We start from the raw sequence: 13,685 nt of genomic DNA on the forward strand, positions 1-13,685 counted from the left end.
TTGCATAGGTGTGGGAACACATGGGGCGGAAAGGTATGACCCACAGTAGCCGGCGATGGACTTAACCAGTTTTCAAAGCGCGGGTAACTGAGTCTGCCCGTCAGTGCCAGTCTGTCGAGGCAGATCCAGCGTGCCTGATTCGCCCGGCTTCAACAGCATGCTGGAGGTCGTGCGGTCAGTGAGCTTGACCCTGCAGCCGGGCGGGAAGTTTTTGCGGAAAAAGGCAAGCCATTTATCGTGGCCGTCATATGTATTCTTTCGTCGCTGTTCTTTTACTGTCTATGCCTAAGAATAGAGCGGTGTTGATACTGCGGCAAATGGTACAAAAAAGTGGAGACCACATCATTATTTTTGGCCTCCACCTGCGTCCTCTATTCGGCCGTGAGAGTTCGAGCTCTGTTTTGCCCGAAAACGGGGTGAAAATATCTGCTGGAAAAAGTGAGATCTGGGGTGTCAAAAGCCCGGTAAGGCTGATGCCGACTGAGTTTCTCCAGTCGGCATCTATTTCGGTACACAATGTTGGCAAGGGGAGTCAAAAACGAAGCTGGCGGAAAACCCGCCAGGAGCCGGCGTTCCAGGCATTTTTGCCGACGGCAAAAATCTTGATGCCGGGCCAATTCACTTGGCCTGAGCAGATAAAGAGAGTCGGGCGGAGCCGCCGAAGGCGGCGAAACCCAAAAAGAAGGACACGACTACGTCATGTCCTTCTTTTTGTCTTTGCTTACCAATTTAGATATTTGTTAACAAATCAGATATATTGTTGTAAAAGCCGTTGTACTACATCGCTTGGTCCATTTCCAGTGCGTTCTTGAATGTAATTTTAATTTTTTCAGAGCTGACGACCTTTACTGCAGCTACAAGCTGGTAGACCAGCCTATCATTGTATTCGGTCAACTCCGCAGGTATGGAAAGGAAACGTTCACAGATGTGGTCACTCAAATGGGAAATGCTTTCGTCCTTGGTGACTTTACCTTGCTGTTCCTCCTGTGCCTGGAGGAGATGCTGGCGTTCGGCGCTTAAAAGTTTCGCCTTTTGTTCCAGGGTATCGGAAGCCCCGACCTGCCCCATCTGGTAGATGAGACGGTCGAACTCCGTCTCATTGGCTTCAAGTCGGTCCTGGATAACTGACAGGCTGGCCTGTACTCCGTCGGAAGGGATGGCTATGGCTTCCAGTCCCTCCCGAAGAACTTCGGTCAGATGGGAGCGGTCCTGCATCACCCTGGTCATGGTGGCTAGTAATGCCGCGTGGATCTTTTCCTCGTCAATGGTGGGGGAACGTTTGCAGTATTTCTTGCCATGGTCCAAGCGGCTGACGCATCTCCACACGATACGCTTCTGTCCATTTGATGTCCAAGTACAGCGGCGGTAGGCGCTGCCGCACTCACCACAGTAGAGGAGACTGGTTAGAGCAAATTTCCTACTGTACTTACCACGCTCAGTCATGGCCTTGTCGGACACGTTTTTCTTTGCGGCATGGCGCGCAGCCTCCGCCTGGATGGAATCGTACATCTCACGGGGGATGGCTGCGATATGTCTGTCCTTGACCAAATACATTGGTACATCGCCGTTTTTCTTCTTTACCTTTTTGGTGAGATAGTCTACCGTATAGGTTTTTTGCAGAAGGACGTCCCCACAGTTCTTTTCATCCGCAAGGATCCTCCTTATGGCAGGCACAGTCCATGGTTTACCACGGTTCGCTATCTCCTCGCGGTTCAGCCCGTCTCGGATCATTCTGGGGGTGGCCCCAGCAAGATATTCTTTGCAGATACGCTGTAGGATGGGGAGCTCCTCCGGAACGTGTTCAGGCTCCCCGTCACTGCCCTCGCGGTAGGCGTACCAATTTTGATAGCGATACCAAACACTGCCGTTTTCAAAGGCCCGCCGGTTGCTCACTTGATGTTGGTGGACATACTCTGACTCTCCTGCTGGGCTATGTAAGCGGTCAGTGTGAGCAACTGTTCATCATCCACGCGAGTATCGATTCCTGAGTTCAGCCAAAATGCTGTTCTCGTGCTCCAGGAGCTCCCGGCCGCCCAGCTCCGAGGATTCATCCATGTCTCCCCACTCATCGCGCTCAAAGAGGTCGCCGGTCAGCGGCATGTACAGCTTGAGCAGGGAGGGGGCGGGGGGCAGGACGGAGAAGCGGTCCTCGCCCGGAATGAGGCTGAGGGTGCGTCCGTTGTCCCAGCGGACATGGAGAACGCCCATATCGTCGATGTGATCCAGCGTCCCCATAGTCCCGGGCTCTACCGGACTGTAAGGGTCCTTCATCTCCCGGAGCTGTATGCGCGATCCATGAGGGAGCTGCTCTCGCAGAAATTTCAGCCACCTGCTGTCCGGGACCATGCTACATCCCCTCCATCTTCATTCCCATTGTCGGCGCGGCTGCCTGGTCGTCCAGTACCCGGTGCAGTGTTTGGACTGCCGCGGCGACCATGGGGTCCTGCTTGAAGCTGTCCAAAGCGGTATGGTCTGAAAAAAAGCGCTGCACTCCGTCCGTCTGCACCACCAAGTCCACAGTGGCGATGCAGTCCTTGGTCACGCCAAGGCGCTTATCACGGCTGCCGCTCCCAATGTACTGCTGGATGGCGTACTCCAAGGACCCTGCCGTCAGCCGCTCCTGGGGGGTGTTGATACCTTCGATCACAAACCACTCATACTCATGCGGTATGCTTGGATCAGCGGCGGCCTGGAGCGCCTGTCTGCCGGCATCCGTCAGGCCGGAGGAAGAGCGGGTAGAGTTCAGCGCCTGCTGGTGCTTGTCGTAGGCGTAGAGGTATCCGTTGTAGTCGCCCTGTCGGGGGGTGCAGCGCAGGCAGTAGCGGTAACGCTCAGTCTCAATGATGAACCCGAAGACGCCCTCGCCCAGCCGCCCGTCAGGGTAGGCCGTGCAATAGGCGGCCATGGTGGAGAGGTCCTTCAGGGGACCGCACTCCCGAAGCTCATTGACCACCCGGTCCAGCTCGTCCTTGAAGACAGGAACATTCAACACGTCGTCATTATGCGGCCACCACGTAGACCAGAACTCCCGGCCTTTATGCCCAAAGTCCATCCGTAGATGGCCGACGCAGGCCAGCTCCCGGTCCTCCGACTCATCCATGCTGGAATAAAACAGCTCCGCCTCCTCTTCGGTGGCGGAGCGTGGGATAAGCTTGATATTCATTGGTAACCTCCCAACTGCGGAGCCCGTTCCCGTTCCGTTTGATGATCCAGGGCTGCATCGATGTTGGCGCAGAGCTGGTCGACCACGGGGGAGCCAACGTCCCAGAAGCTGGCCGCTTCCTGGATGAGGGATGAGATGCTGTGGAGCTCTTCCGCGGCGTCCGAGCCCATGTTGGGGCTCAGGTCCATGCCATAGCGGTAGAGGCCGTACAGCGCATCGGCGGTCAGGGCGGCGGAGGTTTGGAGCGGGGCGGTCGCAGTGTCCGTATTTTTCATGCGGCGGTCAAAGGCGGCCAGAAGACCTTCCCGCACTGCCGGGGGCTCTTCATCCCACAGGCCCCAGTAGCTGGCGATGGAATCGACCAGTTTCCGGAGCGCGGGCGTCCGGGCCTGCCCGCTGGCGCAGCTCCGCGGCGTACCCGGTGAGTCCTTCGATACACCGGCGGGCCAGAGCCTGGTCATCCTGTGCGCGCTCTTCCGCCATCGCGGCAAATACGTCCAACGAATACCAGGGCATCTTATGTGTCCTCCTTCGGCTGTGCATCTTGACCGGGCTCGGGGAGAGACCATTCGCGCGCCGCGCTGCGCACGATGTCGATCAGGCCGGTGATCTCGCCGGAAGGAGATGCACTCACCCGCTGTGGAAGATCCCGGTACCGGCCGCCGGGGCAGGCGGATCTGATCTCGAAGCAGAGCTTGTCCAGCACCACCAGGGGACAGTGCAGGTCCAGCTTCGCCAAAAGGGCGGCGCCCATCTCGTCGGTGGCGGTCAGGGCCACCCGAACGCCGGCGGAGCCGGCGGCCTGGAGCCGCCAAGGCTGGCAGGGGAGGTCCAGCCCATCCAAGAGGCGTGTGATGGGGATGCCGCGATGGGGCAGGTCGAGGGACAAAACGTTCCCGTCGTGGCTTACGAATGCACGGATCATTGCGTGTATTCTCCTTATCAAGATTTTGTTGAGGTCATAGGTCCATGGCGGACATGCCGAACGCCTTCCGCTCCGCTTCGATCTGTGCCGGGATGAGGACAGGGAGCAGGTCCCCTTTCAGAAAATCCTGATCGGGGCAGCAGTTAATATACAGGCCGAAGGTGTCCAGCACGAGACGATCCATAGGGTCGATGATAGGGCCATCGGTGGGCTGACAGGCCCTTATCCGCTCCAGGTGTCCGGCACCGTTGTAGTGGAGGCCGGCTGCGCCCGCGGTCAGCGCTTCGATCCTCTGCCAGAGGAGGGAGCGCTCCAACCCATGGAAGCGCTCGGAGACCAACTGCCGGTAGCTCATTTTTGACACCTGAGTATGGGAGGGGAGAGAGGAGGCGGCAGTGGTGGACGGGCAGACGTATAGTCCGCCGCCCGGCCGCCTCTCATACGGCGGATGCCGCATTTCCTGTTCATAGACCTGTAAGGGGCCGTCGGTGAAATACAAGGGGACCATCCTTTCTGAGAAATAAAAAAGCGGCGGTACCTCGTTTGAAGTACCGCCGCTCGATGGGTCCTACCTGCGTGCTTTATTCGTCTGTGAGAGTTCGAGTCCTGTTTTGCCCTAAAACGGGGTAAAAATATCTACTGAAAAAAAGGTGAGATTTGGGGGTATAAAAACCCCGCAAAGCCTGATGCCGACTGGGTTTCCCCAGTCGGCATCTATTTTGGCACACAATGTTCAGCAGGGGTGGACGCCAGCAGGCGTGGCGGGCCAATATAACTAGAATGGTAGTGGGGACACCTGGCGGCAATTCAGCTCTTGCTGGCAAGGGTCACGTTAGGACGTCCTCCATCGGAACTATCATACCATGATAGCGGCCCATCCAGTAGGGAAGGGTATAGGTGGTGGACGATTCCATTTGATTGGAATCGTCGTCGTTCAGTCTATAGGTGGAGCCATTGTACTTATGTATTGCACGTTCATCAAAGGGAACGACGCGGATCTCGCCGGTGGTTTTGTCACGGGAGAGTCCCTCGTCCTGCTCCACGTCGGGACGGCTGTTGTTACTGGCGCACCATTTGATCGTGTCGATAGGATGGCGGGAGAGAGCCCAGGCGGCGGTATCCACCAGCGCGTTGCCATAGGCGTCGAACATCTCCTCGTTGGGGTAGGCAAGCTGGTAAATATAGTACCACAGGGGGTTCTCACTGTACTGGATAGAGTTCCACCAAGCATTCAGGCCCACCTGGTACTTTTTGAGAATGGACTCGTCAGCCTCCATTTGGAACAGGATGTAGTAGGCCAACATGGCCATCTCTTCATCGGAGTAATTCAGGTTTTGCTGGATCCAGGTATTAATCTCAGCCTGAGAAGCGTTTTCATCCAGTTTGCCATCCACATGGGCCAAATGTTCCCAACGCTCCCAGTACTCGCCTGCCAGGTCGGCATAGCGGTAGGGCTCGTCCAGGGCCAACATACGGTACTCCTCTTCCCAGCGCGCCTCGCCGGTCACATAGGCGGCCAGCTTAAAGGTACATAGGTTTACCAAGCTGTTGAGGGCACAATCTTCCCAGGCATAGGCGTTATTGAAGTAGTCCCGCTCGGTCTTGCCCCAGGTGGTGGCCTGACCAGTGGCGTCCCGGAGGGAGTAGCCGTTGTCCGCCATGTGCCGGGCAAATCGACGCACGGTGTCTACCAGCAGCTCCTTGACCTCCTTTTCCTCGGGATTGTATTCGTCCAGAATGTCGTATGCAATTTTGTAGATAAAGAGATGGCCGATGATTTCGTCGGTACTGGTATCGGTCTTGTAAATAATATTATCCTTGGTGGCGTTTCCCAGCAGATCGGCCACGGCAGCCGGGATATGACCGGAGGCATCCACAGTCTGAAAAACCAATTTCTCCCATTTGACCTTCTCGGAGGTGCTTTCGACACAGGTGGCTGTGTCGCCCTCGATATCCCAGTAGTAGCCGTCATTGAAGTCCCGGCCAGGGTATTCCCCATCCAGACAATACGTCCGGGCAATCATGCCCTCCAGAGTCCGGGCACGGGTCTCAAAGTCCTCTTTGTCGGAGCTTTCCGTTACCGGGGCCCAGTCATCCGGGAAGAAGGGAGCCATCAAATCGGGGTCTTCAACGCGGGCAGTAGCGCCCGCAGGGCCGGACTGAGGGGCGTTGATGGAAAAGTCCTTGCCCTTGAGCAGGGCCAGACCCTCAAATTTGTCGTAATACAGATACTGGTTGGACTCGTTCTTCAGCGGACGGATATAGGCATCCACATCGCCGGTGCGACAGGTGATATTGGAGAGGAGCAAGACCGATTTGATAGAGTTGAGGGCAGTCTCCCGGGCGGCAGCAATCTCGTCTTCTGTTGCGCCGGGGGCATTTTTGAGCACGCTGTAACGCATCAGTTCACCCGCACCGTACATGGAGGTCCACAGACCGTCGTTATCAGTCTCTGTGGGGATCCACTCAGTACCACTCCAATTGGCTTCGGACACCATACCCCGGCGGGCTATGATATCCTGAGTGGTCCTGCTCATCTCAGCGGCCTTGTCGGTGTAGGAGAGCTCCACCATGCGGATGTGGGTAACTGCGGTGGCGTCTGCAGAATCGGATACCACCCACAGGCCGTTGCTGCCGTCGCTCTCGATGTGGATGATATTGCCTTCAGGCAGGTAGCGGTTGCCCATGAAGAACTGCTTGGCATCCCGCTGATGGGCGGGATCGTCATCGATGCGCTGAATGCCGTAGCTCTCTACGCTCCAGGTCACAGCGCCATCGCTCACAGGTGCTGTGGACGCCGCAGTGATAGCTTCCTCAAATCGCCCGGCAAGGGGCTGAATGTCCGCTTTGGGCATAGTGTCCTCGATAGGGGCCGCTCCCTCGAACAGCGCCTCTCCCTCGGTGGGGGCCTCCTCCTCGACTAGGACCTCTCCCTCGGCGGCTGGGGCGGCAGGCGGAGCCAGCACGTCCTTTACAGTCTGAGGCACGTCGGCATCTCCCAGCGCTTCTGCTTTGGTGTAGCGGTCCACATATTTCTGGAGATTCTGGACCTCTTCAGCGGCATCTTCAGTGTAGGTTACGATATCTTTATGGCTGATCTTGGTAAGGTCATCTGTGGTCGCAACGACCTTGATCTCCGCAGTGTCTATTTCCTCAGTGTCGATTTTGGCGGTGGCGGTAATGACAACATTGCCGGCGCCCACGGCGGTCACGCGGCCCCATCTGTCCACGGTGGCAACGCTCTCGTCGCTGGAGGACCAGATTAAGCCGCGCTCCTTATTCGTCTCGGGCAGCATAACAAAATCAAGGCTGTGGTGCTCACCTACCACCATCTCCATGTTGGCAGGCACAGAGAGACGCAGGGTCAGGGTGCGGGCATCGACCTGATCGTACATGGTCCGGCCAACGAGCCGCTCGGTGACGGTGGCGGTGATATTGCCCTTCACGGTATGGATGAGGGCGGCCTTACCGGAAGCGTCGGTACGGGTGCGGCCGATATAGGAGCCGTCCTCATAGAAGTCCACGATCATGCGCTCCAAAGGAGTGCCGTTGTCGGTGACGGTGACAGACACGATGTCAGCGGTGCTGGTGTCAATGAACGCATCCGGCGCAACTCGGGTGTAGTAGTCGGATTCCGTCTCTTCAATTATGCCGTAAAAGCGGCCCAGCCAGTAGGGCAGGGTAAAGACGGTGCAGCAGTCCAGGCTGCCTGAGGTGTAGGGACTCCCGGTCTGAGGACCATAGCCGTTATAGCGGGCGAAGGGATTGCCGTTGTCCTTACCGATGTTCATCTCGTCCAGGGGCAGGGCGTAGTTGGTCTGCGCTCTGCTGTCCCGGTTGCCGGCCTCAATATACAACACATCCTGACGGTCGCCTCGGGCGTGCATCTGGTTGTTGCGCAGCAGGGGGGAGCGGTAGAAGTACCGTACGGCGGACTGGAGGTCCACATCGCTCTTTTCGGGGTGAGCCAGTTGGTAGAGGAAGGTGTAGAAGGGATTCTCCTCCCGCTCCTCCTGTCCATCGTACCACAGATCATAGGCATCTACGATTTTGGAGTGGCGCGCCTCGTCCTCCTCTAGAGTTATCAGGGAGTATACCGGGAACCAGCCTAGCTCCTCGTCGGAGTAGTTCACGTACTGGGTCCAGTCCTCGTGGAGGGCGTTGTTGAAGATCTTTTTGCCAGGGGTGTACTCGGTGACGGGTTTGTTCCCGTTTTCGCCGTAGGCGTCGGTGTTCTGTCGAATGATACGGCGGGGGATATGCTCCAGTGCCATCTCGATATAGCCCTTACCGTTTACATAGGAATTGGGGTCATTGGGAACGCCGCCGCCGGAGTAGGGAGATTCAAAGCACTGGCTGTAAGCGGTAGCGTAGACCTCCGCCCTCGGGTCGCCCTCCGCCTCTGCGATGTAGGCGGCAGTCTTCAGGGCGGCCATGACCTCCAGCGCATTCAGGGAGGCGTCCTCATAGCCGTAGGAGAGCTGGTCCTCGCCATTTTCATCTACGCCGATGCGGTACAGGCTCCATCCCTCCTGGGCCTTCATCACGTCTATGCTGTCATTGAAGTATCGGGAGAGCCAGCGGGACCACTGGGTGGATTTGCCGGTGGCGTCCACGATGTAGTAGCGGTCATCCTTGAGGATGAGGTCTGTCATGCGCAGGCAGGCTTCCGCCACATATTTCCTCAGTTCCTTGTCCGATCCCTCATCACAGAGGTAGCGGTAGGCGGTGAGGAAAAGTGCATAGTGTCCGTCCACCTCGTCGGAGGAGGTGTCTGCCTTGTAGACAATCTGCTCCATGTCCACGTGGCCGTCTACGATGGCGCTGTCGGGGAAGAGATCGTTGAAAATCGTGGGGATCTGCTCATAGACAGGGGCGGTAAGCTGGAAGAGGATGTCCTCTTCTTTGACAGGGTGATCAGCCGTGGGCTCCACAAAGCCGAGCTTGTTGTTGATCCCTCTGACCATGAGGGGGAATACTTGGTTGGAGTTATTAGACACGATATCGGTGCCCAGCTTCTGCCCATCGGGGCGCGCCTCGTTAAACCTGTCGATAGTGGACTGGCTTAGTCCCAGGCCGTTGAAGTCGGTGTCCTGGGGGAAGATTTGGGAGCCGCGCTTCTGCAGGGCGTCGCGGGTGGGGCGGACGGTGGCGATGCCGATGGGCGTCTTGCCCTCCAGCGTTAGTTCATCAATGATGGGGTCGGGGTAGCTCTCGCCCGCGTCCAGCATCTCAATTCCAAACCAGAAGCCGTCGGTCTGCAGGCCGTTGGCGCCGCTCTGCGCCTCAGCCTCACTGGTCAGCAGATAGGAGCGGCAGGGGAAGCCGTTGCCGCGGCCGGAGACATAGTCCAGCAACAGAACGGCCTTGGTGGCTCGGGTGGCGGCGGCCTTGGCGGCGGCGATCTCGTGGCTGGGCGCGCCCTCCTTTTTCAGGGCTTGGTAGCGGAGAATCTCACCCATGGCGTACATGGCGGTCCAGAGGCCGTCGTTATCATTGGTGCCGGCGAAGGACTGGGTATACTCTCCGGTGGCCGGGTCGTAGGTATAACGATTGCTGTCAGTGACCATGCCCCGGCGGTCATTGACGTCGTTGACCATCTTTTCGTAGAAGTAGGTGCGGTCCTCTAAAGTCATTTTAGGCATCCTGATGTGGACCGAGCCGGCGGCGTTCCGGACCCAGACGCCGCAGTCATCGTCGGCGGCCAGACCAGTTACGTGGTCATCACCATTATAGAGGTAGCGGTTGCCGGCAAAGTACTGCACCATGTCCCTGGGGTCCTTCTCGTTGAAGTCCATGCGCATGAGGCCGTTCTTGGTGCCCACCCAGACAGCCCTGTCGGTGGCCTGTACCGCGCAGGTCACATCGCCGATGGCGGCAGCCGGCAGGAAGGCGAGGGCCTCGCTGTCAGTGACCCAGTCCACGCCTGCAGGGTCCTGGATGGAAAGATAATCCATGATTTTAGTGGGAGCGGCCTCCAACTCAATGGGCTGGTAGGCGACAGACTTCTCAAGCGCCGCGTCCTTAGCCAAAGTCGGAGCCGCGGTGGCGGCCATAGAGGTCACCATCGCGCCGGCTAGGGCCAGAGAGAGGATTTGTTTCCCAAGCTGCTTTTTCAACCTGATCTCCTCCTTCACTTATGCATTGATCTGCGACACACCGCGTTCTGTTATGAGAAAAGCGGCGTCGCGGTCTTCATCATACACCAGGAGCAACGCTTGACCCTTGGATAGAGCATCAGCCTCAAAATGGGTGCTGTCGCCAGTCCTGATGTTCACCACATCAACGCCGCCGCTCTGATAGGCCAGCCACAGAGTGGAGCGGTCCTCCGTCAGGCAGGAAGCCGCCACATTGCGCAGAGAGGGGAACAGAGAGGGGGATAGGGCGAAGTCCTTGTTTACGAAGGTCTCGGTATTGGCCAGATCCAGCGCGGAAAAGGCGGCGTCGTTTCCAGTGCCGTAGGAGGAGTCCTCCAGGAAGTCGATATACTGCTTTACTGCGCCCTGGGCGCCCTCGCTAGAAAAGAGGGCCTTGACCTGGTCGTAGGTGTAGGTCTGGACGGCGGACCCGGTGGACTTGACGGTCTCCTCAATGAAGCCGTTGTTGATACCGAGCCAATAGCCGGTGGTATAGGGGGAGGGATCGTACATATAGATCGTGGCCGTATAATCAGATGTTTTCTTCCCGTTGTTAAAGTCACTGGCGCAGTCTTCGTAGTCTGCATCATCCACCGCCAGGATGTTGGTGTTGAATTTGGAGACCCGGCGCTCGTCGAAGGGGTAGACATTGGTGGAGCCGGAGGTCTCGTGATCGTACCAGTCCATCAGTTCAAACCAGAGAGTATCCTTGCGGTAGACACCGTTATAGGAACCCTCTCCAGAGTACTTCATCAGATACTGAGGGGTGCGGATTAGCTGGCGGGTGGCGTCCATCACGTCCTGATCGATACCGGGATGGTTGGGATCCAGCGTCTTCATCAGGTAGGCGTTGAAAGGGATCTCCTGGGCCTTTAACTGACCATCATAGATTTGAGAGAAGGCATCGACGACCCCTGGATAGACGTCAGACTCCCCACGGGTCAAGATGCTCAGAGGAGCATATACACAAAAATACATCAGTGCGTCGGAGAAATTACCCACGGCGGCGGAGTCCTTGTTCTGATAGGCATCCTGGTAGGTCCTGAGGGCGCTTCTGAGGTACTCAATGTCCTCTTCGGCCACGGGTTCGTCACCGTTGTAGTGATCATGGGCAGTCATGGAAACTGTGGCGGCCTCAAGGGAGACGCGCCCGCTATTCTTTTCGATGTCATCCAGGGTGAATGCAATGTCGTCGATCCAGTATTGGATCATCAGCATATTGCGCTCGTTGAACTGCTGCATAAGTTCGAGATATCCTACACCATTTGCGGGGTCATTGGGGATAATGGGGGTCAGCTGATTCATGGGGCGGTCAGGCTGGAGGGGCTGCTTCATCTTCGCATACTCAGCGGCAGCCTTGTCATAGGCGCTCTTGTAGGTGGCATAGCCGTCGGTCCCAGCTACCAGGTCCTTGCCGGTCATGTTAAGACCGCTCATGTTGATGCCGGTGCTGGTGGTGACGTCGTCCTTTACATCCTCCAGCAGCTCCATGGTCACGCGGGTAAACATGAACATCTCGGAGGCGTTTAGGACAGCATCGGGCATAAAGACGTGGTTTTGGATGCCCTCGGTGTCTGGGTCACAGTCCCAGTTGAAGTAGTCCCGGTTCCATTTGCCCCAGGTACTCTGATGTCCGCAGGGATCCATCAGGACATATCCGTTGTCGATAATGTGATTCAGGGTGGTAGCCGCGCTGTCCCGCAGGAGTTTTAGCATCGACTCATCCTCCGCTCTGCGCGCCGAGCTGGTGTTGGAATCGGCCAGCTCCGGCTTGATGACGTAGTGATAGAGGGTGAAATAGGAGGCAAACTGCCCGGTAGGCTCCTCGGAGGAGGTATCGGTGTAGTAAGTGAGATTGGTCATATTCGCAGGCACGTCATAGCCGGGACGGGTGGGCTGATTGGGGTCGGGCTCAGCAAATTTGGCAACCAGCTCGGGATACTTTTCAGACACATCCTCCTGGGCCTGATAAGAGAAGGCCCAGTCATAGTCGCGGTCAGGCTGGCGAACGGGCTCCCCGTCGGGACCATCCTGATAGACGGGGGTGGTGGCGCTCACGTAGGGCGTATAGACCTTGACGTCTTTGCGGGCTTCGGCGATGACGGGGTCGTCCTTCCCCAGCCCCATGTCGGGATTGTAGACGTCGCCCAGCAGCATATAGCCGGGGGAGGAGATGGCAATAAAGCTGCCGTCTGGATCTTTCATCGGCTCGCCAGTTACCGGATCCATCTTGACGCCGCTGCCTGCGGCCTGGGCTGTTTCAACACCCATGGCGAAGTTGGGGAGACCGTCCCCAAAGTAGAGGTCGGAGGGGAAATACTTGACCTCGGCGCCGTTTCTGGGATTGTTCATATTTCCCATCTTTCGGACAATGAAGCGGTCGCCCTCCTCCAGTTTCGCCTCGTCGGTATTGCCGGAGTCTTTGAAGAGATGATAGGTGATTTTGCCGTTGACACTGCCGTTGTCGTTGCCGGGCTCGCCCTTGAATTTATAATTGCGCATGACGAAGCCATCACCGGTGCCGTTGAGCTTAGTGAGGGCCATGCAGTTCATGGCACCTTTGACGATGCGGTCGCGGGCCTGTTCGGCCGCCAATTGGTCGGCGGGGTCGTCGGAATTGCGTAGAGCTTCATACTCGTTCCCATAGCCAAGCAGACTTACGCCGGTCCAGTAGGAGTCGTTGTTGTCGCCATATTTGGAGAGCTGCTGGAACATCCGAACAGAGCCGTCCGGCTCGACGATGCTCTGCCACTCGCTCGTATTGGGATCCAGGGAAGTGTCGGAAGTGGGAGCGCCGTCGGAATCGTTGTTGCCCATGTCGTAGGGCTTTACGTAGGCATCAATAATGCTTCCCCGGAAGGTGGTGAGCTTGTCGTTGATCTGGCCGTTCACGTCGGCCTTTTCGCGCAGCGTGCGCTCCACCATGCGGATATGGACCACGCCCTCGCGGCTCTCCACCCAGATACCGTGCTCACCGTCGCTGCGCAGACCGGTGACGACGCTCTCCTCAGGGCTGTTGCCGTCATAGATATAGCGGGGACCGAAGAAATATTGAAAGACATCGCGGGTATCGGCTTCAGTGAAGTCCACGCGGACGATGCCCTTTCCGCCCAGGGCGACCCAGTATACGCCGTCCGCGTCCTTCAGTGCGATGGAGACGTCGGAGCCGATGTCCCCGAACAGGTCTTTGACCTCTGCGGGCAGCTTGCGGAAGGGAAGCAGTGCCAGGTCGCCGCCGAAGGTCCTGGCGTCACGGACCCAGCCGTCGATGGGGATGCGGCTGTCTCCCTTGGCGAAGTAGTTCATCTCCTTGGTCAGATAGGTGCCCAGTTGGATGGCTGAGGAGGTAGCTGCGGCAGACGGTGCCATATAGGCGCCGGCCGCAGGCGAGACGCAGGAGAAAGCCACGGTGACAGACAGCGCCAGGGCAAGCAGTCTCTTATGATCGTGATACATCTTT

8 protein-coding genes are annotated in these 13,685 nt (G+C 57.6%); all 8 read right to left on the bottom strand.

Annotation, left to right across the window (positions count from 1 at the left end):
* Nucleotides 1-777 precede the first annotated feature (777 nt).
* The 8 genes from H8S62_RS18525 to H8S62_RS10760 all read right to left on the bottom strand — a co-directional run bounded on the left by H8S62_RS18525 (nucleotide 778) and on the right by H8S62_RS10760 (nucleotide 13,681).
* Nucleotides 778-1,893: a recombinase family protein gene (locus tag H8S62_RS18525; RefSeq protein ID WP_186919297.1), complete on the bottom strand. Its 1,116-nt coding sequence runs from the start codon at nucleotides 1,891-1,893 to the stop codon at nucleotides 778-780.
* Between the two features lie 69 nt (nucleotides 1,894-1,962).
* A complete protein-coding gene (locus H8S62_RS10730) occupies nucleotides 1,963-2,346 on the bottom strand; it encodes a DUF4314 domain-containing protein (RefSeq protein WP_186919299.1) in 384 nt (127 codons plus the stop codon).
* Between the two features lies 1 nt (nucleotide 2,347).
* A complete protein-coding gene (locus H8S62_RS10735; RefSeq protein WP_186919301.1) occupies nucleotides 2,348-3,163 on the bottom strand; it encodes a hypothetical protein in 816 nt (271 codons plus the stop codon).
* Nucleotides 3,160-3,474, bottom strand: coding sequence for a hypothetical protein (locus H8S62_RS10740; protein WP_186919302.1), 315 nt, complete (start codon nucleotides 3,472-3,474; stop codon nucleotides 3,160-3,162). Before H8S62_RS10740 ends, H8S62_RS10735 begins: the two co-directional genes overlap by 4 nt.
* A 206-nt stretch (nucleotides 3,475-3,680) precedes the next feature.
* Complete coding sequence (locus H8S62_RS10745; protein WP_186919304.1) at nucleotides 3,681-4,088, bottom strand: hypothetical protein; 408 nt, start codon at nucleotides 4,086-4,088, stop codon at nucleotides 3,681-3,683.
* A gap of 34 nt (nucleotides 4,089-4,122) precedes the next feature.
* A complete protein-coding gene (locus H8S62_RS10750; RefSeq protein WP_155161420.1) occupies nucleotides 4,123-4,587 on the bottom strand; it encodes a hypothetical protein in 465 nt (154 codons plus the stop codon).
* A 328-nt stretch (nucleotides 4,588-4,915) separates the two neighbouring features.
* Nucleotides 4,916-10,207, bottom strand: coding sequence for an Ig-like domain-containing protein (locus H8S62_RS10755; protein WP_155148869.1), 5,292 nt, complete (start codon nucleotides 10,205-10,207; stop codon nucleotides 4,916-4,918).
* An 18-nt stretch (nucleotides 10,208-10,225) separates the two neighbouring features.
* Nucleotides 10,226-13,681 carry a hypothetical protein gene (locus H8S62_RS10760; protein ID WP_155148867.1) on the bottom strand — a complete coding sequence of 1,152 codons (3,456 nt, stop codon included), beginning with the start codon at nucleotides 13,679-13,681 and terminating at the stop codon, nucleotides 10,226-10,228.
* Nucleotides 13,682-13,685 lie beyond the last annotated feature (4 nt).

The organism is Lawsonibacter faecis (genome assembly GCF_014287675.1).
GTDB lineage: Bacteria > Bacillota > Clostridia > Oscillospirales > Oscillospiraceae > Pseudoflavonifractor > Pseudoflavonifractor faecis.

Excerpts from the sequence above, each read along its gene's own strand:
- H8S62_RS10760 (WP_155148867.1), bottom strand. The coding sequence starts at position 13,681 with ATGTATCACGATCATAAGAGACTGCTTGCCCTGGCGCTGTCTGTCACC.
- H8S62_RS10745 (WP_186919304.1), bottom strand. The coding sequence starts at position 4,088 with ATGATCCGTGCATTCGTAAGCCACGACGGGAACGTTTTGTCCCTCGAC.
- H8S62_RS10735 (WP_186919301.1), bottom strand. The coding sequence starts at position 3,163 with ATGAATATCAAGCTTATCCCACGCTCCGCCACCGAAGAGGAGGCGGAG.
- H8S62_RS10730 (WP_186919299.1), bottom strand. The coding sequence starts at position 2,346 with ATGGTCCCGGACAGCAGGTGGCTGAAATTTCTGCGAGAGCAGCTCCCT.